Here is a 24,980-nt window from a genome sequence, read left to right on the forward strand (position 1 = left end):
CAGACAATTACGATTCACTGCACGTTTCAGGAACCATCGCTCATGACTCAGACTTTAGGTCAGCTTGAAAACCGCGGCGCCTTTATTGAACGTCACATCGGTCCGGATGCTCAGCAACAGCAGGAGATGCTGAATACCGTTGGCGCCGATTCGCTTAACGCCCTGATTGGCCAGATTGTGCCGCAGGATATTCAGCTGGCGACGCCGCCGCAGGTCGGCGATGCGACGACGGAGTTCGCCGCCCTCGCGGAGCTGAAGGCAATTGCCGGGCGTAACAAGCGCTTTAAGTCTTACATCGGCATGGGCTACACCGCCGTGCAGCTGCCGCCGGTTATTCAGCGCAATATGCTGGAAAACCCGGGCTGGTATACCGCGTATACCCCTTATCAGCCGGAAGTATCGCAGGGTCGCCTCGAATCGCTGCTCAACTTCCAGCAGGTTACGCTCGATCTGACCGGACTGGATATCGCCTCTGCCTCGCTGCTGGATGAAGCCACCGCCGGCGCGGAAGCGATGGCGATGGCGAAGCGCGTCAGCAAGCTCAAGAACGCGAACCGCTTCTTTGTGGCCGCCGACGTGCACCCGCAAACCCTGGACGTGGTCCGCACCCGCGCGGAAACCTTCGGCTTTGACGTCATCGTCGATGATGCGGACAAAGCGCTCGATCATCAGGACGTTTTCGGCGTGCTGCTGCAGCAGGTCGGTACGACCGGCGAAGTGCACGATTACTCAGGCCTGATTGCCGAGCTTAAAGCGCGCAAGGTCGTGGTGAGCGTGGCGGCCGACTTTATGACCCTGGTGCTGCTGACCGCGCCGGGCAAGCAGGGCGCCGATATCGTCTTCGGTTCCGCCCAGCGTTTCGGCGTGCCGATGGGCTACGGCGGCCCGCACGCGGCCTTCTTCGCGGCAAAAGATGAATTCAAACGCTCCATGCCCGGCCGTATTATCGGCGTATCGAAAGATGCCGCCGGCAACACCGCGCTGCGCATGGCGATGCAGACCCGCGAGCAGCATATCCGCCGCGAGAAAGCGAACTCCAATATTTGTACTTCCCAGGTGCTGCTGGCCAATATCGCCAGCCTGTACGCGGTCTTCCACGGACCCGCTGGCCTGAAGCGCATCGCCAGCCGCATCCATCGCCTGACGGATATTCTCGCCGACGGTCTGCAGAAGAAAGGGCTCAAGCTGCGCCACGCGCACTACTTTGACACCCTGTGCGTCGACGTTGCCGATAAAGCGGCGGTGCTGGCGCGCGCCGAGGCGCTGGAAATTAACCTGCGCAGCGACATTCACAACGCGGTCGGTATCACCCTCGATGAAGCGACCACCCGCGAAGACGTGCTGAACCTGTTCCGCGCGATCCTGGGCGAGGCGCACGGGCTGGATATCGATACCCTGGACAAAGACGTGGCGCTCGATAGCCGTTCGATCCCGGCCAGCATGCTGCGCGACGATGCGATCCTGACCCACCCGGTATTCAATCGCTACCACAGCGAAACCGAGATGATGCGCTACATGCACTCGCTGGAGCGTAAAGATCTGGCGCTGAATCAGGCGATGATCCCGCTGGGATCCTGCACCATGAAGCTCAACGCCGCGGCGGAAATGATCCCGATCACCTGGCCTGAGTTTGCCGAGCTGCACCCGTTCTGCCCGGCAGAGCAGGCGGAAGGTTATCATCAGATGATCGCCCAGCTCTCCGACTGGCTGGTGAAGCTGACCGGCTACGACGCCGTGTGCATGCAGCCGAACTCCGGCGCCCAGGGGGAATATGCGGGCCTGCTGGCTATCCGTCATTACCACGAGAGCCGCAATGAAGGCCATCGCGATATCTGCCTGATCCCAAGCTCGGCACACGGCACCAACCCGGCATCCGCGCAGATGGCAGGGATGCAGGTGGTGGTCGTGGCCTGCGATAAAAACGGCAACATCGATCTCGCCGATCTGCGCCTTAAGGCAGAGCAGGCGGGGGAAAACCTCTCCTGCATCATGGTGACCTACCCGTCGACGCACGGCGTGTATGAAGAGACCATCCGCGAAGTGTGCGAGATTGTGCATCAGTTCGGCGGCCAGGTTTACCTCGACGGCGCGAACATGAATGCGCAGGTGGGGATCACCTCTCCGGGCTTTATCGGCGCGGACGTGTCGCACCTTAACCTGCATAAAACCTTCTGCATTCCGCACGGCGGCGGCGGCCCTGGCATGGGCCCAATCGGCGTGAAGGCGCACCTGGCCCCGTTCGTTCCGGGCCACAGCGTGGTGCAAATTGAAGGCATGCTGACCCGTCAGGGCGCAGTTTCCGCGGCACCGTTCGGCAGCGCCTCTATTTTACCTATCAGCTGGATGTATATCCGCATGATGGGCGCGGAAGGGCTGAAGCAGGCCAGCCAGGTGGCTATCCTCAACGCTAACTACATCGCGACGCGCCTGAAAGAGGCTTTCCCGGTGCTCTATACCGGCCGCGACGGCCGCGTGGCGCACGAATGCATTCTGGATATTCGTCCGCTGAAGGAAGAGACCGGCATCAGCGAGCTGGACATCGCCAAGCGTCTGATCGACTTTGGTTTCCACGCGCCGACGATGTCCTTCCCGGTTGCCGGTACGCTGATGGTTGAGCCGACCGAATCGGAAAGCAAGGTTGAGCTGGACCGCTTTATCGAGGCGATGCTGGCGATCCGCGGCGAAATCGAGCGCGTGAAAGCGGGCGAGTGGCCGCTGGCGGATAACCCGCTGGTGAACGCGCCGCACACCCAGGGCGAGCTGGTTGCTGAGTGGAGCCATCCGTACACCCGCGAGCTGGCGGTGTTCCCGGCAGGCCTGGCGAATAAATACTGGCCGACGGTGAAGCGTCTGGACGATGTTTACGGCGACCGTAACCTGTTCTGCTCCTGCGTACCGATGAGCGAATATCAGTAATTAGCTGATTAGACTATCTTTTAAAGGCGCTGCGGCGCCTTTATTTTTTGGGAGAATGCGATGGCGGTGGCATTGATTAGCGGCGCGAGCCGCGGAATTGGCAGGGCGACGGCGCTGCTGCTGGCGCAGGAAGGCTATACCGTGGCGGTGAATTACCATCACAACGTGAGCGCGGCGACGGAAGTGGTGAATGAAATTATTGCCCGGGGCGGCAAGGCTATCGCGCTGCGCGCGGATATCAGCGACGAAGCGCAGGTGATGGCGATGTTTGCCGGCATCGACCGCCTTGGCGAACCCCTGAGCGCGCTGGTCAATAATGCCGGCATTTTGTTTACGCAGAGTTCTGTTGAAGACCTGACCGCCGAGCGGATTAATCGGGTGCTGAGCACCAACGTCACCGGCTACTTCCTCTGCTGTCGCGAGGCGGTAAAGAGAATGTCTCACAAGCACGGCGGGAAAGGCGGTGCGATTGTGAACGTCTCTTCCGCTGCATCGCGCCTGGGTGCGCCGTTCGAGTATGTCGATTATGCCGCTTCCAAAGGAGCGGTTGATACGCTGACGACGGGGCTGGCGCTTGAGGTGGCGGCGCAAGGGATTCGCGTCAACGGCGTGCGTCCGGGCCTGATTTATACCGAAATGCATGCGTCTGGCGGAGAGCCAGGACGAGTCGATCGCGTGAAGTCGATGCTGCCGATGCAGCGCGGCGGACAGCCGGAAGAGGTCGCCCAGGCGATCGCCTGGCTGTTGAGCGACAAAGCCTCCTACGTCACCGGCAGCTTCCTCGAGCTGGCCGGAGGAAAATAGCCTCCGGCCGGTGCGAAACCCCGGGCGGCGTCCTGCCCGGGTTCACGGAGCTATGACGCCAGCCACAGCCGCAGGCGCATCCCCCAGCCGCTGGTCCAGCCGGTGGTCACGGATTTCACCTCGCCGCGGGAAATCACCACCAGGGTGGGCGTCACCTGCACGTCCCACTGGCCTGAAAGCCGCCCGTCGGGATCGTTAACCGTCGGCAGCGCTATTTTTTTGCGCGCCAGCCACTTCTCCAGCGCCGGGTCATCGCCGGAGCGCAGCGCTACCGTCATCACGTTGCCGCCATCGGCAGCCAGCGCGGCGACGGACGGCGTGGTGTAGCGACAGATGCCGCACCACGTGGCCCAGACGTAGAGCAGCAGCGGGCGCTCCTCGCTCATAGCGCGCAGATCGACCGTCCGGCCGTCAACCGTCTGCAGCGGCGTGCTGGTAAAACTCTGCGGCAGCGCGGGTCGGCGCAGATAATCCATCCCGCCGATAGTCGCCGCCGCGAGCAGCAGCAGAATCATCAGTTCGCGCAGCCAGCGGCGCAGTTTACTGCTCATGGGATTGCGCCAGCTGCTCTTTCACCAGCCCCTCCAGGTCGGCATACGAAATGGCCCCCGCCACCATCTGGTCGCCAACGATGGTGGCCGGGGTCCCCTGAACGTTCAGCACCTGGGACAAAATCAGGTTCATCTTCAACGACTCCATCGTCTTATCATCCATCTGTACGCCATCGGTAGCGGTCTTCTGCCGGGCGGCGAGAATGCTGGCATCATCGTGATACCCCTTTTTCGCCATCAGCCGCTGGTGCAGCGCCCAGAATTTGTCCGGCTGTTGACGCCAGGTTGAAAGCGCGGCTTTGGCGGCGTTGACCGAGCTTTGTCCCTTAAACGGCAGCAGCTTGACGATCAGCAGGACGTCGGGATTATCGTGGACGATTTTTTCCAGCAGCGGATCGAACTGCTTGCAGTAGGGGCAGTTGTAGTCGGTAAACGACACGATGGTCAAACGCGGCTCTTTGGCCCCGATGCGCGGGCTATTGGGATCGTTAAACAGCAGGTTTGCCAGCTGAGCGTCGGAGGATGATTCAGCCTGCGGCGCCGGAGCGGCGGAGGCGAAAGCTGAAATACACAGCAACAGGAGGGCGGTAATCGTTCTCATCATTATTGTCCTTTGGCGGCGGAGAGCGCGGCGAGCAGTGCTTCACGATTTAACAGCGCGGGGAGTATCTGGCCCTGGGCTAAATCCGGTCCGTAAATTTGGTTGAAGGGGACTGCGGCGCTGCCGCGAGCGTTCAGAAAGCGGCTGATGGTTTCCGACGGCCGGCTCCAGTCGCCGCGCAGCGCCACCACGTCGGGCGCGGAGAGCGCGTCCTGCACATCATCCCGCAGCAGCACGTTGTATTTATTCGCTTTGCAGGTCACGCACCAGTCGGCGGTTACGTCGATAAAGACCCGCTTATGGTCAGCAAGGGCGGCGGTAATGGCCTGCTCGCAGAGCGGCTGCCACTTCACCCGATCACGCCGGGGCCCTTGACCGTCCTGCGGAAAAACGAAGGCGACCGCCGCCGCGACGGCCACGGCCAGCACGCCGGCACGCAGCGCCGTACGCCAGCGGTAGCGCCAGGCCGTCGCCATCAGCAGTACGACCGCTAAAATCACCGTCAGCGCGAGCACCGGCGTGCGGCCTGTGTGCACCGTCAGCAGGCTCATCAGCCACAGCGACGAGCCGAGCATCATCAGCCCGAGCGCGACCCGCACGGCGTTCATCCAGCGGCCGGGACGCGGCAGGCGCAGGGCCAGCCCGGGCCAGGCGGCAACCAGCAGCCACGGCAGGCTCATGCCTAATCCCATGGTGAAGAAGATGCCCCACAGCAGAGGCAGCGGCGCGACCAGCGCCACCGAAACCGCGGTGCCGAGAAAAGGCGCGGTGCACGGGGTTGCCAGCAGCGTGGCCAGCGCGCCCTGGGAGAAATGCCCCATCAGGCCGTTGCCGCCGCGGGTGGCGAGGAAGGTGCTGGCGCGAGAGGAGAGGCGGATCTCAAGCAGCCCCAGCAGGCTGGCGCTGAACAGGACCATCACCAGCGCCATGACGCCGATAAACCACGGATTCTGGAACTGGATCCCCCAGCCTAAGGCCTGATTACCGAGGCGCAGCAGCGTCATCATCAGCGCCAGGGCGAGGAAAGAGGTGACGATGCCGCTAACCGACGCGAGGAACTGCCGCCGTACCGCGCCGCGCTGGTGAACGTCGGTTTGCACCAGCGAGCCGAGCTTCATCGCCAGCACCGGCAGAACGCAGGGCATGACGTTGAGGATCAGCCCGCCGGCCAGCGCCATCAGCAGCGCCCACCACCACGACGTAGCGGGAGCCGGGGAGGCTGCGCCGATGACGAGCGCGCTCTCCTGCGCCTGGCCGCCGTCGGCCAGCACCAGAGAGAGGCGCTTATTGCGCAGGTCCGGCGCCGCCTCGCCCCAGCCGTCGGTCACCGGCAGCGTGGCGGTGAGGGTGTCGCCCTTGATGGTAAAGGTGGGCTTAGCGAAATCGACGTCATCCATGCTATCGATAAACAGGGAGGGCTGCTGCCAGCCGGCTTCACGAACGGCGGTCACCGTGAGCCTACCGCTGCTGTAGCCGGCGGAGAGGTGCGTCGTCAGCCCGTCGGGCAGCGGCAGCGTGCCCATCGCGCGGGCGTAATCGTAGCCAAAGTCGCTCCCCGCAGGGGCGGCCATATCCAGCGAAAAGGGATAGTCGGTCAGAATGCAGACGTTGCTGCAGGTGGAGAGCGTCAGCACGCCGCTCAGCGTCGCGGGGATCTGGCCGCGGATCGCCATCGGGAAGCTGACGCTGCCGTGATAGCCCTGGGTCGAAATACCGGCGACCTCAAAACGCTGCGGCACCGGCCAGCGCCAGCTCACCTCCAGCGGCTGATGCCAGGCGATGGCGGGCGCGATCCCGCCTTCACCCGGCGAGCGCCAGTAGGTTTTCCAGCCCTTTTCCAGAGCCACGTCCAGCAGCAGGCGGGTGGCGCCGCTGCCCTCGTTTTGCGCGCGCAGCCTGACGCTGGCGTGCTGATTATCGGCGGCGCGCAGCCAGCCGCTGTCGGCGGCCTGGCTTGCGGGCAGCCATAGCCAAAGCAGGCAGACCAGCAGTCGCCTGAATACCATAAGCATAAATTTTCTCCGTAAATGATTGATTAACCTGAACTGTCAGGGAAATTCTCATTCACGGAAGACGCATAGCCGCAGATGCACCCGTAGCCGGGGAGGGGAGATAACGCGGGGAGGCCACAGCCGCTCGATGCGCGGCGGCACCGCCGCCAGCACCGTCAGCAGGAGGGCGAAAGCGAACAGAGCCCCTTCAAACAGCACCGGCGGTGAGGCCAGCAGCGACTTTGCGCTCAGCTCGCAGGGGGTGACCGGCGCTTCGGCGCTGTCCGAACCCTGCTGGGCGGACTGCGTGACGGCGGCGGCGTTCATGACCAGCGCGTGCAGCCCCGCCATACGCTGCGCGGTGCATACCAGCACCACCAGACAGGCAAGGACTACAAGAAGAATGGCTTTTCGCTGTCGCTTAATCATGATCGCCTCAAATATTCACGTGGCCTATCTTAGCGGGCGAACGCGTTTTGGCAATGTGAAAGCTGTAAAGAAGTGTCCGGGCGGGGGATTCTTCCTCTCCCCGCCGAGGGGAGAGGAGAGGGCAGCAGGGTGAGAAATCAGAGGTTTTCGCCGTTGCTGGCAATCACTTCTTTATACCAGTCGAAGCTCTTTTTACGCGAACGGGACATATCGCCGGTGCCGTCATCGTGCTTATTGACGTAGATAAAGCCGTAGCGCTTGCTGTATTGGCCGGTGGTGAAGGAGACGCAATCGATGCAGCCCCACGGGGTGTAGCCCATCAGCTCGACGCCATCGTAAGTGACCGCTTTGATCATCTCTTCAACGTGGGCGCGCAGGTAGTCGATGCGGTAGTCGTCATTGATGCTGCCGTCTTCTTCGACTTTGTCATAGGCGCCAAAGCCGTTTTCTACGATGAACAGCGGTTTCTGATAGCGTTCGTACAGCTCGCACAGCGCGTAGCGCAGGCCCACCGGGTCAATCTGCCAGCCCCAGTCGGAAGCCTTAACGTGCGGGTTCGGTACGCTGCCTTCAAAGCCGGAAATGGCATCGCCGCTGCCGCCTTCGGCCTTTACGGCGTTGGTCATGTAGTAGCTGAAGCCGAGGTAGTCGCAGGTGCCTTCACGCAGGATCTGCTCGTCACCCTCTTCCATCCTGATGCTAAAGCCGCGTCGCTCCCACTCGTTCAGCACGTAGGTCGGGTAGTAGCCGCGCAGCTGCACGTCGGTGAAAACGTAGCGTTCACGCATCGACTCCTGAGCGAACATCACGTCTTCAGGTTTGCAGGAGAACGGGTAGAGGGCGACCATCGCCAGCATGCAGCCAACCTGCATCTCGGGGTTGATGCGTCGCGCCGCCTTCACCGCCAGCGCGCTGGCCACGAACTGGTGGTGCAGCACCTGGTACATGGTCTCTTCCGGGTTTTCATGCTCGGTATAGACCACGCCTGAGCAGCAGTAGCCGAACAGCGGCGCACGCCAGTTACGCTGGTTGTTGATCTCGTTAAAGGTCATCCAGTACTTCACTTTGTGCTTATAGCGCTCGAAGACCACTTCGGCAAAGCGCACGAAGAAATCGACGACTTTACGGTTCGTCCAGCCGCCGTACTGCTGCACGAGGTGCAGAGGCATTTCAAAGTGGGAGAGGGTGATAACCGGTTCGATGTTGTATTTCAGCAGCTCATCAAACATGTCGTCGTAGAATTTCAGCCCCTCTTCGTTCGGCTGAGCTTCGTCGCCGAGCGGGAAGATGCGGGTCCAGGCGATGGAGGTGCGGAAACATTTGAAGCCCATCTCGGCGAACAGCTTGATGTCTTCTTTGTAGCGGCCGTGGAAATCAATGGCTTCGTGGTTCGGGTAATATTTACCCGGCTCTACCTGGTGGGTAATCTCGCGCGGTACGCCGTGGGCACCGCCGGTCAGCACGTCGCAAATGCTCGGGCCTTTGCCGCCTTTATTCCAGCCGCCTTCCACCTGGTGCGCCGCGACCGCGCCGCCCCATAAAAAATCTTTCGCTAAAGGTATTTTTTTCATTGTTGCTAATCTCGTCTGATGTTTCGTTGTTTTCGAGTCTAGCAAAGGGCATATAAATGTCACGATATAACAATTTCCCGCTGCTGGAATATGTTACATCGAAAAAACAGGGTGTTATTTTCAGGCTATTTTACGGGCTAATTTACGCCCGAGGCTTTCAAGAATATAAATTACCGGGATTTGCGTCGTAATATCGTAGACGCCGCCGATGCGCGTTTGCGGTATGTGCCAGGAGAGGTTGAAATCAGCCAGCTTCGCCAGCCGCGAGTGTTCGTGGCTGGTTATCGACATCACCTTGCAGCGATGGAGGCTGAACTGGCCGGCAAAGCGCAGGATCTCTTCGGTTTCACCGGAAACGGAGAGGACGATCGCCAGCGCGTTGCGGGCCATATCGTTCGTCACCGGGAAATAGGGATCGTCGATATGATTACTGAATTTCCCGACGTTGGAGAAGAACCGTGCGCCATATTTCGCCAGCGCGCCGGAGGTTCCGGCACCGACGAAAATAATACGCTCCGAGGCGAGGATAATATCCACCGCGCGCTCGAGTAAGTCATCAAATTCATCGTTATTGACGCTTTTAAAAAAGCTCATTATTTCGCTGGCGCCGATATTTGCCTGTTGAGGCTGGTTCTGCTCGAGATATAATTTAAAGCGTACGCGAAACTCTGAGTATCCCTCACACTGCAGCTTGCGGCAGAAGCGCAGCACGGTGGTGGTGGAAACGCCGGCGGCTTCCGACAGCTCGCGGATGGTCATATACATCACTTTGTCACGATTCTTAATGACGTAGTGGTAGACCATCATCTCAAGATTATTGAGACTGGCAATAGCGGCGTGGGAGAACATACTCACGGTAATAACTCACAATTCAGAATGACCAGGACGGAATGATATCATGCAGCCGAATGACATAACCTTTTTTCAGCGCTTCCAGGACGATATCCTCAGCGGCCGCAAAACGATCACCATCCGCAACGCCGCGGAGTCGCATTTTAAGGCCGGCGACGTGCTGCGCGTCGGGCGCTATGAAGATGACGGCTATTTTTGCACGATTAGCGTGGTCGCGACCTCGACGGTAACCCTCGCCACGCTGAGCGAACGGCACGCGCAGCAGGAAAATATGACCCTTGCGCAGCTGCGGCAGGTCATCACGGAGATCTACCCGGACGAAGAGCAGTTTTATGTCATTGAATTCAAACTGCTTTGAAAAATAGTGAACGACTGTTAGGTGAAATTTAAATGTAACATTATGATTTTAAAATGCTTACAAATATTCATCGTTTTATTTTAGCTAACAGGTGTTCACTGGAATCATTCTCAGTTACCCTAGGTGGGCGTTGAAAGATTTCACGTTTTTGGAGTCAAATATGGTTCGCAAACCATTAATCACCCAGGGATATTCTCTGGCAGAGGAAATTGCCAACAGCATCAGTCACGGGATCGGGCTGGTGTTCGGTATCGTCGGCCTGGTGCTGCTGCTGGTGCAGGCGGTGAACGCTAACGCCGATGCCATGGCGATTACCAGCTACAGCCTCTACGGCGGCAGCATGATCCTGCTGTTCCTCGCCTCTACGCTCTATCACGCCGTTCCGCATCAGCGGGCTAAGCTATGGCTGAAAAAATTCGACCACTGCGCCATCTATCTGCTGATTGCGGGTACCTATACCCCTTTTCTGCTGGTGGGGCTCAACTCGCCGCTCGCGCGCGGCCTGATGATCGTTATCTGGAGCCTGGCGCTGCTGGGGATCCTATTTAAGCTGACCATCGCGCACCGCTTTAAAGTTCTGTCGCTGGTGACCTATCTGACGATGGGCTGGCTGTCGCTCATCGTGGTCTATCAGCTGGCGATTAAGCTGGCGGCTGGCGGGGTAACGCTGCTGGCGATCGGGGGGATTGTCTATTCGCTGGGGGTTATCTTCTACGTCTGCAAGCGGATACCGTACAACCACGCTATCTGGCACGGCTTCGTGCTCGGCGGCAGCGTTTGTCACTTCCTGGCGATCTATCTATACGTTGGGCAGGTTTAAATAACCGGCGCGCGACGATGGCCTGTCGCGCGGGTTAGCTGGCGTGGATAGCAGCGTCAGCGCCGCCTAAGGGCAGAGCGCTGCGCCATTATCCGCACGCGGAGAGCTACTCTTCTTCCAGCGAGTACGGCAGCGGGGCGATGCTTAACGTGCCGGCATCATCGCGAACGCGGAACACGCTGTCCGCCTCCATGTCGTTATTCATCACCACCTGTACCAGCAGGTGACCATCATCTAGCTGTACGGCGGCCAGCACGGTGCCGGTACGGCGCCAGTTCTCACCCATCTGCAGCTCAAGATCTTCCCCGGCCTGCGGAACGCGGCTGGCTTTCCCGGTCAGAGACCACAGCGCCCGCTTGTTGGCTCCGCGGAATTTTGCCCGTGCGACCATCTCCTGCCCGGTATAGCAGCCTTTTTTAAAGCTGATGCCGCCCAGCGCCTGCAGGTTGGTGGCCTGCGGCAGAAACTGCGCGCTGTTGGCGCTATCGATGACCGGTAAGCCGGCTTCAATATTCAGCGCCAGCCACTGCTGGCTGTTATTCAGCTGGGCATCGCTGCGCAGGGCTTCGGTCACCCGGGCGGCTGTTTCAGCGTCGGTCACCAGCAGGAAGCGCTCTGCCGGATGTTCAAACCACAGCAGGCTGGTCGCGCCGTCGGTTACTACCTGCTTGTCGGCATTTGGCAGCTCGCTGAACAGCGGTGCCAGCGCGGCGCGGGCCTGGAAGCCGGCGACGCCCAGCAGGACGAGTTCATCGTTCGCGGCGATGGTCACCTTAGAGAACACCGCGTATTTTTTCAGTTCGGTCAGCTGCGCGTCGCGCAGGCTGCGGCGCTCAATCCACGCGAAGCCGCCGTCGCGGCGAAACACGCGCAGGTTGCTCCACATTTTGCCCTTGGCGTCACAGTGCGCGGCCAGCAGGTGGCGATCGTCAGCCAGCGCGCTGACGTCAGCGGTGATCTGTCCCTGCAGATATTTCTCCGCATCCTGACCGGCGATTGTCGCCAGCGCCCAGTCGTCGAGGGTCATCAGCGTTAACGGCAGCCGCGCGGAAGAGGAGGGCTGACGTGGAGGAAAAGGTGTAAAAGCCATAGTCATGTCCTGAATAGCTTAACGCAGAGTGAATGACTAATGGTAAAAGAGCTATGGTGCAATGCAAGCGCTTTCGGCAGGCCATTTGTGCCCTAAGGGCGCAGACCGGCGAACGCAGGAAATGGATAAAACCATAATAAATTTATGGTTTTTTGTGGAATGCTGCTCGCGCTTCTCGATAATGCTGTAAAGTAAGTGCCAAAAACGGGTTAAACTAACCTATAGCCTAAATAATTCGAGTTGCAGGAAGGCGGCAAGTGAGCGAGTCCCCAGGAGCTTACTCGGGTAAGTGACTGGGGGGAACGAACGCGGCTAACGCACATGCAACTTGAAGTATGACGGGTATATCCCTTTACGCTGGAAGGATAACATGGACATTACTAACAAAGCCCGCATCCACTGGGCATGCCGCCGGGGTATGCGTGAACTCGACATCTCCATCATGCCGTTTTTCGAGTATGAGTACGATACGCTCAGCGATGAAGACAAGCAGCTGTTCATCCGGTTGTTAGAAAACGACGACCCGGATCTGTTCAACTGGTTGATGAACCACGGCGAACCCTCCGACGCGCAGCTGCAGCGGATGGTAAAATTAATCCAGACTCGGAATCGGGAACGTGGTCCTGTGGCAATCTGATTTACGCATTTCCTGGCGTTCGCAGTGGTTCTCGCTGTTGCTCCACGGCGTCGTGGCGGCCATCGTCCTGCTGATGCCCTGGCCGCTCAGCTACACCCCGTTATGGCTACTGCTGCTCTCTCTGGTGGTGTTTGACTGCGTACGCAGCCAGCGGCGGATCCACGCCTGCCAGGGAGAAATAAAGCTGCTGACCGATTCCCGACTGCGCTGGCAAAAAGCGGAGTGGGAGATCGTCGGCATGCCGTGGGTCATTAACAGCGGGATGCTGCTGCGTCTGCGCCATACGCAAACGCGTCGCAGCCAGCACCTGTGGGTGGCGGCTGATAGCATGGATGCGAAGGAGTGGCGCGATTTGCGTCGGCTGGTGCTGAACAAACCGGCGCAGGACTAAGAGCCTGGAGCGTCAGGCTCTAGCCCAAGCTCAGGCGAACTGTTCGGCCATCTCCCCAAGGATTTGCTCGCACCAGCTCTGGATACGATCGTCGCTTAGGTCATACTGGTTTGTTTCATCGAGCGCGAGGCCAACGAACAGTTGGCCATCGGCGACGATCGGCTTCCGGCTGGTGAACTCATAGCCTTCGGTCGGCCAGTAGCCGATAAACTTCACGCCCCGGGTTGCCAGCCTGTCGTGCAGCATGCCCAGCGCGTCGAGGAACCACTCGCCGTAGCCCAGCTGATCGCCCATGCCGTACAGCGCCACTATCTTATCCTGCAGATCCAGCGTCTCGAGCTGCGGCCAGATAGCCTCCCAGTCTTCCTGAATCTCGCCGAAATCCCAGGTCGGGATGCCGAGGATCAGCACGTCGTAGCCGGTCATCAGCTCAGGGGAGTCATCTTTCAGATTGTGCAAGGTCACTAATTCAGGACCGATAATATCGCGGATTTTCTCCGCAGCCATTTCGGTGTAGCAGGTACTGGAACCGTAAAAAAGGCCTATGTTCATGGCGTAAACATCTCAATTCATGCTGTGACTTTGCGGCTAGTCTACCAGAAAGGTGATGATACCCGTCATACTTCAGGCAGCCCGTTGCCGCCGTTTTTGTCCAGTCGTGCGGCTTATTTGGGTATACTGGGGACGATTTAACGAGCAAAGAGGCCGATGTGGAACAGGATCTGGCACAAATCGAGCAGTTTCTTGATGCCCTGTGGCTGGAGCGCAACCTGGCGGAAAATACGCTGAGCGCCTACCGCAGGGACCTGACGATGGTCGTGGAGTGGCTGCACCACCGCGGGCTGGCGCTTGGCAGCGTCAGCGGGGAGGATCTCCAGTCCCTGCTGGCCGAAAGGCAAACCGGCGGCTACAAGGCCACCAGCACCGCGCGGCTGCTGAGCGCGGTGCGCCGCTTTTTCCAGCATCTGTATCGGGAAAAAATCCGCACCGACGATCCCAGCGCGCTGCTGGCGTCGCCAAAGCTGCCGCAGCGCCTGCCGAAAGATCTCAGCGAAGCGCAGGTGGACCGCCTGCTGCAGGCGCCGCTGGTGGAGCAGCCTCTGGAGCTGCGCGACAAGGCGATGCTGGAGGTGCTGTATGCCACCGGCCTGCGCGTATCGGAGCTAGTGGGGCTGACGATGAGCGATATCAGCCTGCGTCAGGGCGTGCTGCGCGTGGTGGGTAAAGGCAACAAAGAGCGGCTGGTGCCGCTTGGCGAAGAGGCGGTGCTGTGGGTTGAGAACTATCTTGAGTACGGCCGCCCCTGGCTGCTGAACGGTGTCGCCTCCGATGTGCTCTTTCCCAGCCAGCGTGCGCAGCAAATGACCCGGCAGACGTTCTGGCATCGCATTAAGCACTACGCGGTGCTGGCGGGGATCGATAGCGCGAAGCTCTCCCCGCACGTTTTACGCCACGCGTTTGCGACGCATCTACTAAATCATGGCGCCGATCTGCGCGTGGTGCAGATGCTGTTAGGACACAGCGATCTCTCGACGACGCAGATTTACACCCACGTGGCGACCGAGCGTCTGAGACAACTTCATCAACAGCACCACCCGCGGGCGTGAGTGCTGAATAAAAAGGATTGAGTATGAAAAAAGGTTTACTGATGTTCACCCTGCTGGCGGCAACGCTCTCCGGCGCGGCGCACGCCGACAGCGCGACGATTAAGCAGTCGCTGGCCAAGCTGGGCGTGCAGAGCACCGACATTCAGCCTTCGCCGGTTAGCGGTATGAGCACCGTACTGACCGACGGCGGCGTGCTGTACGTGACCGACGACGGTAAGCACGTTATTCAGGGGCCGATGTACGACGTCAGCGGCGCCCAGCCGGTTAACGTCACTAACTCGCTGCTGGTGGGTAAGCTCAACGCGCTGGAAAAAGAGATGATCGTCTACAAGGCGCCGCAGGAAAAGCACGTCATTACCGTCTTTACCGACATCACCTGCGGCTACTGCCACAAGCTGCATGAAGAGATGAGCGACTACAACGCGCTGGGCATCACCGTGCGCTATCTGGCCTTCCCGCGCCAGGGGCTGCAGAGCCAGACCGAGCAGGATATGCAGGCCATCTGGTGCGCCAAAGATCGCAACAAAGCCCTGGATGATGCGATGGGCGGCAAAGGCGTACAGCCGGCCAGCTGCAACGTTGATATCAGCAAGCACTACACGCTCGGCGTGCAGTTCGGCGTCAACGGCACGCCGGCAATGGTATTGAGCAACGGCTACGTGCTGCCGGGCTATCAGGGACCGAAAGAGCTGAAAGCCTTCCTCGATGAGCATCAAAAACAAACCAGCGGTAAATAATTCGCGTGAAACAACAGACACAACTGCGCCGCCGTGAGGCGGTTGATGGTGCGGAGCTTCCCGCCGACCTTTCGCCGCTGCTGCAGCGGCTCTACGCGAGCCGCGGCGTACGCAGCGCGCAGGAACTGGAGCGCGGCGTTAAGGGCATGCTGCCGTGGGCGCAGCTCAACGGCATCGATAGAGCCGTGGAGATGCTCTACGACGCCTTCCAGCAGGATTTGCATATTGTAATCGTCGGCGATTTTGACGCCGATGGCGCTACCAGCACCGCCCTGAGCGTGCTGGCGCTGCGCGCGCTGGGCTACGGCAACGTCTCCTATCTGGTACCGAACCGTTTTGAAGATGGCTATGGTCTGAGCCCGGAAGTGGTCGATCAGGCCCACGCCCGCGGCGCGCAGATGATCATGACCGTCGACAACGGCATCTCTTCGCATAGCGGCGTCGATCGCGCGCACGATCTGGGGATCCCGGTGGTCGTCACCGATCACCACCTGCCGGGCGATACGCTGCCGGCGGCGGAGGCTATCGTCAACCCGAACCTGCGCGACTGCGGCTTCCCGTCAAAATCGCTGGCCGGAGTCGGGGTGGCGTTTTACCTGATGCTGGCGCTGCGCACCTTCCTGCGCGATAAAAACTGGTTCGAAACGCGGGGAATTGCCGCGCCTAACCTCGCGGAGCTGCTGGACCTGGTGGCGCTAGGAACGGTGGCCGACGTGGTGCCGCTGGATGCCAATAACCGCATCCTCACCTGGCAGGGGCTGAGCCGCATTCGGGCGGGCAAGTGCCGCCCGGGAATTAAGGCGTTGCTGGAGATTGCCAACCGCGACCCGCAGAAGCTGGCGGCCAGCGATCTCGGCTTTGCCCTTGGCCCGCGGCTGAACGCGGCGGGAAGGCTGGACGATATGTCGGTCGGCGTGGCGCTGCTGCTGTGCGATAACGCCGGCGAGGCACGGGTGCTGGCCAACGAGCTGAATGCCCTGAACCAGACGCGCAAAGAGATAGAGCAGGGGATGCAGGCGGAAGCGCTCACCCTGTGCCAGCAGCTTGAACGCAGCAGCGAAGCGCTGCCGGGCGGGCTGGCGATGTATCACCCGCAGTGGCATCAGGGCGTGGTCGGCATTCTGGCCTCACGCATTAAAGAGCGTTTTCACCGTCCGGTTATCGCCTTCGCGCCGACGGGAGACGGGCTGTTAAAAGGTTCCGGCCGCTCTATTCAGGGGCTGCACATGCGCGATGCGCTGGAGCGTCTCGACACGCTCAACCCGGGGCTGATCCTCAAGTTTGGCGGCCACGCAATGGCGGCAGGACTGTCGCTGGAAGAGGCTCGCTTCGAGGAGTTCCAGCAGCGCTTCGGCGAGTTGGTGACCGAGTGGCTGGATCCCGCGCTGCTGCAGGGGGAAGTGGTTTCCGATGGTCCGCTGGACGCTGGGGAGATGAGCATGGAGGTGGCGCAGATGCTGCGCGACGCCGGGCCGTGGGGGCAGATGTTCCCTGAGCCGCTGTTCGACGGCCGCTTCCGCCTGCTGCAGCAGCGTCTGGTGGGCGAGCGGCACCTCAAGGTGATGGTCGAGCCGGTTGGCGGCGGCCCGCTGCTGGACGGGATCGCCTTTAACGTCGATACCTCGATGTGGCCGGACAACGGCGTGCGCGAAGTGACCCTCGCCTATAAGCTCGATATCAACGAGTTTCGCGGCAACCGCAGCCTGCAGCTTATCATTGACCATCTTTGGCCGGTGTGACGAAAAAACCGGCAACAAAGAGGCCGCCTGAGGGCTGAAGTGGCTATAAAAGAGAGCGGGGATCCGGTACAATTCCGCTCTTATCACCGCATTTTGACCAATCCATTAAAAGAAAATCGATCATGTTTGAAATAAATCCGGTAAAAAACCGTATTCAGGACCTCACGGAGCGCTCCGACGTTCTCAGGGGGTATCTTTGACTATGATGCCAAGAAAGAGCGTCTGGAAGAAGTAAACGCCGAGCTGGAACAGCCGGACGTGTGGAACGAGCCCGAGCGCGCACAGGCGCTGGGCAAAGAGCGTTCTTCACTGGAAGCCATCGTTGACACCCTCGATCAGATGTCCCAGGGTCTGGAAGACGTTTCCGGCCTGCTGGAGCTGGCCGTTGAAGCCGAAGACGAAGAGACCTTCAACGAAGCCGTCGCCGAGCTGGATGTGCTCGACGAGAAGCTGGCTCAGCTTGAATTCCGCCGCATGTTCTCCGGCGAGTACGACAGCGCCGATTGCTACCTCGATATTCAGGCCGGCTCCGGCGGCACCGAAGCGCAGGACTGGGCCAGCATGCTGACGCGCATGTATCTGCGCTGGGCCGAAGCGCGTGGCTTTAAGACCGAAATTATCGAAGAGTCTGAAGGTGAAGTGGCGGGCATCAAGTCCGTGACCATCAAGATTATCGGCGATTACGCCTACGGCTGGCTGCGTACCGAAACCGGCGTCCACCGCCTGGTGCGTAAGAGCCCGTTCGACTCCGGCGGCCGTCGTCATACCTCCTTCAGCTCCGCGTTCGTTTACCCGGAAGTCGATGACGATATCGACATCGAGATCAACCCGGCGGACCTGCGTATTGACGTTTACCGTGCCTCCGGCGCGGGCGGTCAGCACGTTAACCGTACCGAATCCGCGGTGCGTATTACCCACATTCCAAGCGGGTTAGTGACGCAGTGCCAGAACGACCGTTCGCAGCACAAAAACAAAGACCAGGCCATGAAGCAGATGAAAGCCAAGCTTTATGAACTGGAGATGCAGAAGAAAAATGCCGAGAAACAGGCGATGGAAGATACCAAATCAGACATCGGCTGGGGCAGCCAGATCCGTTCTTACGTGCTGGATGATTCCCGCATTAAAGATCTGCGCACCGGGGTGGAAACCCGCAACACTCAGGCGGTGCTTGATGGCAGCCTGGATCAATTTATCGAAGCAAGTCTGAAAGCAGGGTTATGAGGAACCAACATGTCTGAACAACAAGCACAGGGCGCTGACGCGGCAATTGACCTTAATAATGAACTGAAAAGCCGTCGTGAAAAGCTGGCTGCACTGCGCGAGCAGGGTATCCCGTTCCCGAACGATTTCCGTCGTGACCATACCTCTGACCAACTGCACGCTGACTTCGATGCAAAAGAAAACGAAGAGCTGGAAGCGCTGAACGTTGAAGTCTCCGTGGCTGGCCGCATGATGACCCGTCGTATCATGGGTAAAGCCTCATTCGTCACCCTGCAGGACGTCGGCGGCCGCATTCAGCTGTACGTTGCGCGTGACGATCTGCCGGAAGGCGTCTACAACGAGCAGTTCAAGAAGTGGGACCTCGGCGATATCCTCGCGGCGCGCGGCAAGCTGTTCAAAACCAAAACCGGCGAGCTCTCTATTCACTGCACCGAGCTGCGTCTGCTGACCAAAGCCCTGCGCCCGCTGCCGGACAAGTTCCACGGCCTGCAGGATCAGGAAGCGCGCTATCGCCAGCGCTACCTGGATCTGATCTCCAACGACGAATCCCGCAACACCTTTAAAGTGCGCTCGCAGATCCTGGCCGGCATTCGCCAGTTCATGGTCGGTCGCGGCTTTATGGAAGTTGAAACCCCGATGATGCAGGTGATCCCAGGCGGCGCCTCCGCCCGTCCGTTCATCACCCATCACAACGCGCTGGATCTGGACATGTACCTGCGTATCGCGCCGGAGCTGTACCTCAAGCGTCTGGTTGTCGGTGGCTTCGAGCGCGTGTTCGAGATCAACCGTAACTTCCGTAACGAAGGCATCTCCGTCCGCCACAACCCAGAGTTCACCATGATGGAACTCTATATGGCGTATGCGGACTATAAGGACCTGATCGAGCTGACCGAATCCCTGTTCCGCACCCTGGCGCAGGATATTCTCGGCAACACCGCGGTGCCTTATGGCGATCAGACCTTTGACTTCGGCAAGCCGTTTGAAAAGCTGACCATGCGTGAGGCTATCAAGAAATACCGTCCGGAAACCGAGATGGCGGATCTCGATAACTTCGACTCTGCGAAAGCGATTGCTGCCGCCGTTGGCGTCAAGGTTGAGAAGAGCTGGGGTCTGGGCCGCGTTGTGACCGAGATCTTTGAAGAAGTGGCGGAAGCGCACCTGATTCAGCCGACCTTCATCACCGAGTACCCGGCTGAGGTTTCTCCGCTGGCGCGTCGTAACGACGACAACCCGGAAATCACCGACCGCTTTGAGTTCTTCATCGGCGGACGTGAAATCGGTAACGGCTTCAGCGAGCTGAACGATGCTGAAGATCAGGCGCAGCGCTTCCTCGACCAGGTGAACGCTAAGGCCGCCGGTGACGATGAAGCGATGTTCTACGACGAAGACTACGTGACCGCGCTGGAGCACGGCCTGCCGCCGACCGCTGGCCTGGGCATTGGTATCGACCGTATGGTGATGCTGTTTACCAACAGCCACACCATCCGCGACGTGATCCTGTTCCCGGCGATGCGCCCGGTTAAATAAGACCGACCGCGACCACCGCGAACGATAAAGCCCCGGCCTGCGTGCCGGGGTTTTTTTATGGCTGCCGCCGCGATCCTCTGCGATGGCCGCATGAGGAGGCGCTGGCGTACGGCAGGGCGGCCGTCATCAGCGCAGTGACGCGGCGTATTTCTGCAGCGCCGCGCCCGCATCCGTGGCCTCCAGCACCATCCACGGGCTGAAGGCCCACGGCGTTATTGCCAGCGCGTTGAGCAGGTCCCCCAGCTGGCACCATTGATAGTCCATGACCTCATCGCTATTCGGCCGCAGCGGGCCGGTGACGCGCGCGGCGTATACCGGGCAGACTTCGTTCTCGACGATGCCGTTGGGGGCCACGGCCCGGTAGCGGAACCGCGGGGCGATCGGCGCGATAGCGGTGATTTCAGCGCCGAGCTCAAAGCGGCTGCGCCGCGTGACGGCCTGCTCGAAGGTTTCGCCCTCCTGAGGGTGTCCGCAGACCGAATTAGTCCATACTCCCGGCCAGGCTTTCTTCTCCAGCGAACGCCGGGTGACCAGCAGCTGGCCCCGTTCGTCAAACAGCCAGCAGGAAAACGCGAGGTGCAGTGGGGTATCGAAGGTGTGGGCGGCATACTTTTCCAGCATGCCGGCAGGTTTATCCTGCTCGTCCAGCAAAATGACGTGTTCCCCGGTCATAACGACTCCTGAAAATAATAAATGACCCGGTACAAACCCGCCGGGCCATGTACTCAGGCCGTTAGGGTAGACTATTCGCGGACGAAAGGCATTACCAAAACAAGCCCAGGAGCCAGGAAGGCAGCGGCAGGGCGCGATATTGGCGGCTTTCAGCGGGGCGTTTAATCCTTAAGGATAAGAGGCGTATCGATTGGGGATCCGGCTATGGGCTGGTATGATATTCGTCCATTCTGACGAGGTGAGAGTTTGTGTTGAGTGCAGGACGCCTGATGAGAAAACGCTTTTATATCACGATGATGTTGGTTAGCAGCCTGGTGATTGCCGGATGCTCCAGTTCATCTGATTCTGGTTCCGCCTATACCGTTAAGCGCGGTGATACGCTGTACCGTATTTCCCGCACCACCGGCACCAGCGTTAAAGATTTGGCCCGGCTGAATAATCTTTCGCCGCCCTATACCATCGAAGTGGGACAGCGCCTGAAGCTGAGCAGCGCCTCGGGGACGAGCGGCGGCAAGAGCGCGAAGAAAAGCAGCGCGACCCGCACCGCCGCGGCTAAGCCGCCGGCCGCCCTGCCGCCGGTGTCGTGGCCGCCGGTGGGGCAGCGCTGCTGGCGCTGGCCGACCAGCGGTAAGGTCATCCTGCCTTACTCCTCAAACGATGGCGGCAATAAGGGGATTGATATCGCCGGTACGCGGGGCCAGCCGGTGTATGCGGCCGGAGCGGGGAAGGTGGTGTACGTCGGCAACCAGCTGCGCGGCTACGGTAATCTGATCATGATTAAGCACAGCGATGACTACATCAGCGCCTACGCGCATAACGATAAAATGATGGTCAACAACGGCCAGAACGTGAAGATAGGCCAGCAGATCGCCACGATGGGCAGCACCGATGCCGACTCCGTGCGCCTGCACTTCCAGATACGCTACCGGGCAACGGCCATCGATCCGCAGCGCTATTTGCCGCCGCAGGGCGGTAAGCCTAAGTGCTAACGGGTTATTTTATCAGCAGTTAGCATGGTTCAGTCTTGTCAGACGGTGCGTAAGGTCTATAATGACCCTCGCACCTCTTTGCGGGCGTAGTTCAATGGTAGAACGAGAGCTTCCCAAGCTCTATACGAGGGTTCGATTCCCTTCGCCCGCTCCAGTACTCTCCTCTTGTGACAAAACCTAGATAAAACTCATTTTTCTTTCAACAAGTTACATTAAATAAGTTGTCGCGATCGTTCTACCAATGAACGACGAAGTACCAACGGGGATTATACTGTTAGTTGTCACGGATAGTTACTATGGAAATGAGAATATAACTATCCGGCGGCGGCAGTTCCAACCTCACACCGCGATAGCAGGACGTGAAGGCAAAGCCTGATCCGGGAATTGATTCTCATCACCTTACAGTGAAGCGCATTTTTTGCCGATGTTCCCACATGCCACACGTCAAGATGATGTTACAGGGAATAAACAGGTTTATGGTGGCTTTGGTACTTGCACACCACATGCAAGCTCTCCCAGCAGTTCGGCCCCGCTCCTTCGGGTAGATGATCATCCTGATAAATTTCACTGTCTGACATACCCTGATGTAGTCGCCTAACGGCTCCGCGCGTTGTCTTACCACCAACGGACATTAGGTTTGCTATGCCTAAAAATCAGAAATTTCCCGGAAGAAATCTTTCTCCTCTCTGATTGCGTAGGAGTACGATAAGTAAGCAAACCAATAGGAACTATAAGGTTACTGATGGATACAGTAGAAGAGCTAAACGGAACGTACTTCTATGCGGGAAAATCGAATCTTACCGCCTCTGAACTGTTTTTTATGGTGTTTATTTTCAACACTGCTGATCAGTTCGGGATCAAAGATATTGCCGCCGCTTACGGCCTCTATGCCGGTATAAATGACCAGGCAACACGCACAAAACCGGGTACGGCTATCAAAGGTACATCCAAATTATCCAAAGCGATCCGTAAGACTTTCGCAAAGAGGTTCTTCCCGTGGGGGATAAAACTTCCTACGTGGATAGGTGGTTACACGCCTTGGACTGTAGAGCTTAGGATGGTGAGAAGTATAACAACGTGGGTAGGGCGAACTATTCCCTTAGTTGGCGAGGTTGTATTGTTGGCTGACGTGTCACAGATAGCTTACAACTCAGTTAAGGAATACAACACCATAGCGAGAGGCAACGATAAGTTATGGTAGATAACATTGAACAGCGTGTAATTGCTTTAATCACCAGACACAGCAGTTATTACCCGTTTAGGAAACAGAAGTATGACACATTCACGGCAGAATCAAGCATTCACTTTGATGTGCGATTAGATCAGGACGAAGTAGAAGAATTGAATGAAGATTTTGCAAAAGAGTTTGGCGTAGACATGTCTAATTTCCATCTTGAAGCCTACTACCCCGAAGTTAAGCATTCCTGGAATCCATTCAAGAAGCCTGATCCTGTAGATGTTCCTGATTTCACGATAGACATGTTTATTCAATCGGCTAAAGCCGGGAAATGGTTGTACGACTAATTGCAAGGAGCTTAATAAATGGCTGTACCTGTTCACCTAATTTTAAAAGATGATGGCGGATCGCAGATTATGGGATCTTGTGATGTTCACGGAAGGGATGGAAGTATAGAGCTACGCAGCTTGCAACATGGCGTGGTTATTCCTACAGATCCCCTTACTGGTAAAGTTACTGGTTCCCGTCAACACTGCTCTTTTAATTTCACCAAAGAGATCGATAGTTCATCACCTTACCTGTTTAAAGCCGTTGCAACAGGCCAAACACTTAAAAGTGCTGAATTTCAGTTCTACAGAATAAACTACAATGGACAGGAGGAAATTTACTACACGATCGCTTTGGAAAATGTGAAAGTGGTTAGCCATAGCCCACTGATGCACGACACCCGCAACGTAACTGGTACAGGACACATGGAAGATGTTTCCCTGAGTTATGAGAAAATCACTCATCTCTATAAAGATGGTAATATTCTTCACTCTGACGCGTGGAACGAGAAGAAACAAGCCTAACCACGAGTGTATTTAATCGACAATGGCGAGTAAACGAGCGGATGTCCGCCGCGGCTCAAAATTTGGCGACGCTCAAAATGTCTGGCGAAGACGATGACCTACGATTGTACCCGCAGCCCGCCTACGCTTTCCGGCGGCAGGTTTATCACTGTTTTCAAGCTGGTTTTAATGCTGTGAATGATCTCTTCGCGTGGGCCGTTGCGCCAGTCAGCGCTGGCGTAAAAAGAATCGAGAACCGTAGCCATGCTTTCAGGATTATCAAAGGCGCGCATCAGGTAGTAGCAATCCGGGTCATGTAGCGAGTTGCCAAATGACACGACATCGATCCCGTGTTGTTGGTGTAGGGGAACGCTGATGTCCTGCATGATGGCGTGAAAAGTGGCTCCGGTGCCTTTGCGTAGAATGTACTGCAGTATCTCGACGGTTTTCAAAGTGTTATCTCCGTGTCGCCTCTGAACTTCTCCTGGTTGATAGCAATAAAGTAAACCGGACTGGGCCACGAAGCTACTACTAATCAGACAGTTCAGTCATCCGTAAGCAGAAGCAGCAAGACCCCTCAGACGCACCGGGAAGCTCTCTGGCGAGCTTTCACTTTATCACGCAGTTAAAACTTTGGAGGCTGTTTACCTCTATAAGGAGAAGCCTGCCACCGCTGAAGTTTTTGAACGCAATGCCTGAAAGGGGGGATGGCAAACCCAGGACATTCACTTTCGGCGCGACAATTTTTCCAGTAGTTTTTGTCGTGTAGATTGGGGATTCTGGTGGTGCTAAGTTGCAACCTCAAGACAACAAGAACTTGGTTCCTGAGTTGTCTTCTTTTCTTAACTTATTGTTTTATATGTTTTATAAATCTCTTTAACACCATGGACAGAAAAGAAGATCGCGTATGGTGACAGATAGTGAAGTATTAGCGTTTTTCAGAGGAGAGTTATCTCTTGCAGTAACCTTTACTTTTAAGTCAATCCCAATTGAGTTTGATACGCCGTTACAAGGCTACGCCGAATGGGATGAATTACCTTATGCAATCGAGGATTTCGGGGAAAAATTTAACGTCGATGTATCGGCGATTAATTTTGATGCCTACTACCCGTGGGAAAGAGAATCTGTATACCGCAAATGGTTTAACAAAGAGCCGAACGGGCAAGTATCAAAGCCGCTAGCTGTACGAATGTTCGCAGAGTCAGCTAAAGCCGGACGCTGGTTATACGATTGATTACAAAAAGTTTTAAGAATGGCTGTACCTGTTCACCTAATTTTAAAAGATGATCGCTCAGGCGGTCACCGAACTCAATAATAAAACGGCTCATTGCCAACCGCCTGTTCTGGATCGACATACTCCATTTTTTGACGCATCCCGGCGCCATCATTGATGACGCCGCTCAGTAAGGGCCTGTGTCTGCGGCAGCTAAGGCCGCACCTTGAGACGGGTTTCTTTTGCGGTTTTGTTAT

26 protein-coding genes and 1 tRNA gene are annotated in these 24,980 nt (G+C 57.9%); 17 read left to right on the top strand and 10 right to left on the bottom strand.

Translation table 11 applies throughout. The features are described from left to right. Positions 1-42 precede the first annotated feature (42 nt). The gene (gene gcvP / locus MMW58_RS04460) at positions 43-2,916 is read left to right on the top strand and encodes an aminomethyl-transferring glycine dehydrogenase (protein WP_241722785.1); all 2,874 of its coding nucleotides are present in this window, start codon (positions 43-45) and stop codon (positions 2,914-2,916) included. Between the two features lie 60 nt (positions 2,917-2,976). Then, complete coding sequence (locus MMW58_RS04465; protein WP_241722786.1) at positions 2,977-3,720, top strand: SDR family oxidoreductase; 744 nt, start codon at positions 2,977-2,979, stop codon at positions 3,718-3,720. A 50-nt stretch (positions 3,721-3,770) separates the two neighbouring features. Here the strand turns inward: MMW58_RS04465 and MMW58_RS04470 are convergent, their stop codons facing one another. The 6 genes from MMW58_RS04470 to MMW58_RS04495 form a co-directional block, all read right to left on the bottom strand. Beyond that, positions 3,771-4,271, bottom strand: a complete 501-nt coding sequence (locus MMW58_RS04470; protein ID WP_159236288.1) for a protein disulfide oxidoreductase — start codon at positions 4,269-4,271, stop codon at positions 3,771-3,773. Next, the gene (locus MMW58_RS04475) at positions 4,261-4,872 is read right to left on the bottom strand and encodes a DsbA family protein (protein ID WP_241723686.1); all 612 of its coding nucleotides are present in this window, start codon (positions 4,870-4,872) and stop codon (positions 4,261-4,263) included. Before MMW58_RS04475 ends, MMW58_RS04470 begins: the two co-directional genes overlap by 11 nt. A gap of 2 nt (positions 4,873-4,874) precedes the next feature. Beyond that, complete coding sequence (locus MMW58_RS04480) at positions 4,875-6,884, bottom strand: cytochrome c biogenesis protein CcdA (protein ID WP_241722787.1); 2,010 nt, start codon at positions 6,882-6,884, stop codon at positions 4,875-4,877. 48 nt (positions 6,885-6,932) lie between these two features. Next, entirely contained in the window at positions 6,933-7,292 is a 360-nt protein-coding gene (locus MMW58_RS04485; protein WP_133600555.1) for a copper resistance protein, read from the bottom strand. Between the two features lie 137 nt (positions 7,293-7,429). Beyond that, on the bottom strand, positions 7,430-8,863 hold the full coding sequence (locus tag MMW58_RS04490; protein WP_241722788.1) for a 6-phospho-beta-glucosidase: 1,434 nt from the start codon (positions 8,861-8,863) through the stop codon (positions 7,430-7,432). A 120-nt stretch (positions 8,864-8,983) separates the two neighbouring features. Further along, positions 8,984-9,712: a MurR/RpiR family transcriptional regulator gene (locus tag MMW58_RS04495; RefSeq protein ID WP_045857150.1), complete on the bottom strand. Its 729-nt coding sequence runs from the start codon at positions 9,710-9,712 to the stop codon at positions 8,984-8,986. A gap of 49 nt (positions 9,713-9,761) precedes the next feature. Here MMW58_RS04495 and yqfB point away from each other — a divergent pair, with 49 nt between their 5' ends. Next, positions 9,762-10,073, top strand: a complete 312-nt coding sequence (yqfB, locus tag MMW58_RS04500; protein WP_133600553.1) for a N(4)-acetylcytidine aminohydrolase — start codon at positions 9,762-9,764, stop codon at positions 10,071-10,073. Between the two features lie 160 nt (positions 10,074-10,233). Next, positions 10,234-10,893 carry a PAQR family membrane homeostasis protein TrhA gene (trhA, locus tag MMW58_RS04505; protein WP_133600552.1) on the top strand — a complete coding sequence of 220 codons (660 nt, stop codon included), beginning with the start codon at positions 10,234-10,236 and terminating at the stop codon, positions 10,891-10,893. A 106-nt stretch (positions 10,894-10,999) separates the two neighbouring features. On the opposite strand, the gene ygfZ is transcribed toward trhA, so the two are convergent. Next, a complete protein-coding gene (gene ygfZ / locus MMW58_RS04510) occupies positions 11,000-11,983 on the bottom strand; it encodes a tRNA-modifying protein YgfZ (RefSeq protein WP_241722789.1) in 984 nt (327 codons plus the stop codon). 370 nt (positions 11,984-12,353) lie between these two features. On the opposite strand from ygfZ, the gene sdhE reads away from it, so the two are divergent. Together sdhE and MMW58_RS04520 are read left to right on the top strand one after the other, a co-directional pair. Next, complete coding sequence (gene sdhE, locus MMW58_RS04515; RefSeq protein ID WP_045857153.1) at positions 12,354-12,620, top strand: FAD assembly factor SdhE; 267 nt, start codon at positions 12,354-12,356, stop codon at positions 12,618-12,620. Beyond that, positions 12,601-13,011, top strand: a complete 411-nt coding sequence (locus MMW58_RS04520; protein WP_133600550.1) for a protein YgfX — start codon at positions 12,601-12,603, stop codon at positions 13,009-13,011. Before sdhE ends, MMW58_RS04520 begins: the two co-directional genes overlap by 20 nt. A gap of 30 nt (positions 13,012-13,041) precedes the next feature. On the opposite strand, the gene fldB is transcribed toward MMW58_RS04520, so the two are convergent. Continuing rightward, positions 13,042-13,563, bottom strand: coding sequence for a flavodoxin FldB (gene fldB, locus MMW58_RS04525; RefSeq protein WP_045857157.1), 522 nt, complete (start codon positions 13,561-13,563; stop codon positions 13,042-13,044). A 158-nt stretch (positions 13,564-13,721) separates the two neighbouring features. Here fldB and xerD point away from each other — a divergent pair, with 158 nt between their 5' ends. From xerD to lysS, 5 genes are all read left to right on the top strand, one after another. Then, positions 13,722-14,618, top strand: coding sequence for a site-specific tyrosine recombinase XerD (gene xerD, locus MMW58_RS04530; RefSeq protein ID WP_133600549.1), 897 nt, complete (start codon positions 13,722-13,724; stop codon positions 14,616-14,618). Between the two features lie 23 nt (positions 14,619-14,641). After that, positions 14,642-15,355 (top strand): bifunctional protein-disulfide isomerase/oxidoreductase DsbC, encoded by a 714-nt coding sequence (gene dsbC, locus MMW58_RS04535; RefSeq protein WP_045857161.1) that lies wholly within the window; start codon positions 14,642-14,644, stop codon positions 15,353-15,355. 5 nt (positions 15,356-15,360) lie between these two features. Next, positions 15,361-17,094, top strand: coding sequence for a single-stranded-DNA-specific exonuclease RecJ (gene recJ / locus MMW58_RS04540; RefSeq protein ID WP_241722790.1), 1,734 nt, complete (start codon positions 15,361-15,363; stop codon positions 17,092-17,094). 122 nt (positions 17,095-17,216) lie between these two features. Next, positions 17,217-18,315, top strand: a protein-coding gene (gene prfB / locus MMW58_RS04545) for a peptide chain release factor 2 (RefSeq protein WP_115191916.1) whose coding sequence is annotated in 2 segments (ribosomal slippage) — positions 17,217-17,291 and positions 17,293-18,315 — 1,098 coding nt in all. Because the reading frame shifts where the segments join, the coding sequence is not laid out codon by codon here. Positions 18,316-18,324: 9 nt separating this feature from the next. Next, on the top strand, positions 18,325-19,842 hold the full coding sequence (gene lysS, locus MMW58_RS04550; protein ID WP_041147139.1) for a lysine--tRNA ligase: 1,518 nt from the start codon (positions 18,325-18,327) through the stop codon (positions 19,840-19,842). A gap of 126 nt (positions 19,843-19,968) precedes the next feature. Here lysS and idi read toward each other — a convergent pair whose 3' ends face one another. Then, entirely contained in the window at positions 19,969-20,514 is a 546-nt protein-coding gene (idi, locus tag MMW58_RS04555; RefSeq protein ID WP_241722791.1) for an isopentenyl-diphosphate Delta-isomerase, read from the bottom strand. Between the two features lie 269 nt (positions 20,515-20,783). On the opposite strand from idi, the gene actS reads away from it, so the two are divergent. The 5 genes from actS (at position 20,784) to MMW58_RS04580 (ending at position 23,531) form a co-directional block, all read left to right on the top strand. After that, on the top strand, positions 20,784-21,503 hold the full coding sequence (actS, locus tag MMW58_RS04560; protein WP_241722792.1) for an amidase activator ActS: 720 nt from the start codon (positions 20,784-20,786) through the stop codon (positions 21,501-21,503). A gap of 80 nt (positions 21,504-21,583) precedes the next feature. Then, positions 21,584-21,657: transfer RNA gene (locus MMW58_RS04565), tRNA-Gly, on the top strand. Between the two features lie 588 nt (positions 21,658-22,245). Continuing rightward, positions 22,246-22,704, top strand: a complete 459-nt coding sequence (locus tag MMW58_RS04570) for an STM2901 family protein (RefSeq protein ID WP_041147136.1) — start codon at positions 22,246-22,248, stop codon at positions 22,702-22,704. After that, positions 22,698-23,027, top strand: coding sequence for a DUF1493 family protein (locus tag MMW58_RS04575; protein ID WP_133600545.1), 330 nt, complete (start codon positions 22,698-22,700; stop codon positions 23,025-23,027). The genes MMW58_RS04570 and MMW58_RS04575 overlap by 7 nt, the downstream gene beginning before the upstream one ends. A gap of 18 nt (positions 23,028-23,045) precedes the next feature. Then, positions 23,046-23,531 (top strand): Hcp family type VI secretion system effector, encoded by a 486-nt coding sequence (locus MMW58_RS04580; protein WP_045857176.1) that lies wholly within the window; start codon positions 23,046-23,048, stop codon positions 23,529-23,531. A 98-nt stretch (positions 23,532-23,629) separates the two neighbouring features. Here the strand turns inward: MMW58_RS04580 and MMW58_RS04585 are convergent, their stop codons facing one another. Continuing rightward, positions 23,630-23,962, bottom strand: a complete 333-nt coding sequence (locus tag MMW58_RS04585; RefSeq protein ID WP_241722793.1) for an NIPSNAP family protein — start codon at positions 23,960-23,962, stop codon at positions 23,630-23,632. A gap of 455 nt (positions 23,963-24,417) precedes the next feature. Here MMW58_RS04585 and MMW58_RS04590 point away from each other — a divergent pair, with 455 nt between their 5' ends. Continuing rightward, positions 24,418-24,744: a DUF1493 family protein gene (locus MMW58_RS04590; protein WP_241722794.1), complete on the top strand. Its 327-nt coding sequence runs from the start codon at positions 24,418-24,420 to the stop codon at positions 24,742-24,744. Positions 24,745-24,980 lie beyond the last annotated feature (236 nt).

Source organism: Klebsiella sp. HC6, assembly GCF_022605325.1.
Classification (GTDB): domain Bacteria; phylum Pseudomonadota; class Gammaproteobacteria; order Enterobacterales; family Enterobacteriaceae; genus Klebsiella; species Klebsiella terrigena.

What these genes read in the sequence shown, in the direction of transcription:
- idi (WP_241722791.1), bottom strand. Translation starts at nt 20,514, where the DNA reads ATGACCGGGGAACACGTCATTTTGCTGGACGAGCAGGATAAACCTGCC.
- lysS (WP_041147139.1), top strand. Translation starts at nt 18,325, where the DNA reads ATGTCTGAACAACAAGCACAGGGCGCTGACGCGGCAATTGACCTTAAT.
- MMW58_RS04590 (WP_241722794.1), top strand. Translation starts at nt 24,418, where the DNA reads ATGGTGACAGATAGTGAAGTATTAGCGTTTTTCAGAGGAGAGTTATCT.
- sdhE (WP_045857153.1), top strand. Translation starts at nt 12,354, where the DNA reads ATGGACATTACTAACAAAGCCCGCATCCACTGGGCATGCCGCCGGGGT.
- MMW58_RS04465 (WP_241722786.1), top strand. Translation starts at nt 2,977, where the DNA reads ATGGCGGTGGCATTGATTAGCGGCGCGAGCCGCGGAATTGGCAGGGCG.
- MMW58_RS04470 (WP_159236288.1), bottom strand. Translation starts at nt 4,271, where the DNA reads ATGAGCAGTAAACTGCGCCGCTGGCTGCGCGAACTGATGATTCTGCTG.
- MMW58_RS04575 (WP_133600545.1), top strand. Translation starts at nt 22,698, where the DNA reads ATGGTAGATAACATTGAACAGCGTGTAATTGCTTTAATCACCAGACAC.
- MMW58_RS04475 (WP_241723686.1), bottom strand. Translation starts at nt 4,872, where the DNA reads ATGAGAACGATTACCGCCCTCCTGTTGCTGTGTATTTCAGCTTTCGCC.
- MMW58_RS04495 (WP_045857150.1), bottom strand. Translation starts at nt 9,712, where the DNA reads ATGTTCTCCCACGCCGCTATTGCCAGTCTCAATAATCTTGAGATGATG.
- gcvP (WP_241722785.1), top strand. Translation starts at nt 43, where the DNA reads ATGACTCAGACTTTAGGTCAGCTTGAAAACCGCGGCGCCTTTATTGAA.
- ygfZ (WP_241722789.1), bottom strand. Translation starts at nt 11,983, where the DNA reads ATGGCTTTTACACCTTTTCCTCCACGTCAGCCCTCCTCTTCCGCGCGG.
- yqfB (WP_133600553.1), top strand. Translation starts at nt 9,762, where the DNA reads ATGCAGCCGAATGACATAACCTTTTTTCAGCGCTTCCAGGACGATATC.
- MMW58_RS04490 (WP_241722788.1), bottom strand. Translation starts at nt 8,863, where the DNA reads ATGAAAAAAATACCTTTAGCGAAAGATTTTTTATGGGGCGGCGCGGTC.
- trhA (WP_133600552.1), top strand. Translation starts at nt 10,234, where the DNA reads ATGGTTCGCAAACCATTAATCACCCAGGGATATTCTCTGGCAGAGGAA.
- MMW58_RS04580 (WP_045857176.1), top strand. Translation starts at nt 23,046, where the DNA reads ATGGCTGTACCTGTTCACCTAATTTTAAAAGATGATGGCGGATCGCAG.
- dsbC (WP_045857161.1), top strand. Translation starts at nt 14,642, where the DNA reads ATGAAAAAAGGTTTACTGATGTTCACCCTGCTGGCGGCAACGCTCTCC.
- fldB (WP_045857157.1), bottom strand. Translation starts at nt 13,563, where the DNA reads ATGAACATAGGCCTTTTTTACGGTTCCAGTACCTGCTACACCGAAATG.
- MMW58_RS04485 (WP_133600555.1), bottom strand. Translation starts at nt 7,292, where the DNA reads ATGATTAAGCGACAGCGAAAAGCCATTCTTCTTGTAGTCCTTGCCTGT.
- MMW58_RS04570 (WP_041147136.1), top strand. Translation starts at nt 22,246, where the DNA reads ATGGATACAGTAGAAGAGCTAAACGGAACGTACTTCTATGCGGGAAAA.
- MMW58_RS04480 (WP_241722787.1), bottom strand. Translation starts at nt 6,884, where the DNA reads ATGCTTATGGTATTCAGGCGACTGCTGGTCTGCCTGCTTTGGCTATGG.
- actS (WP_241722792.1), top strand. Translation starts at nt 20,784, where the DNA reads ATGAGAAAACGCTTTTATATCACGATGATGTTGGTTAGCAGCCTGGTG.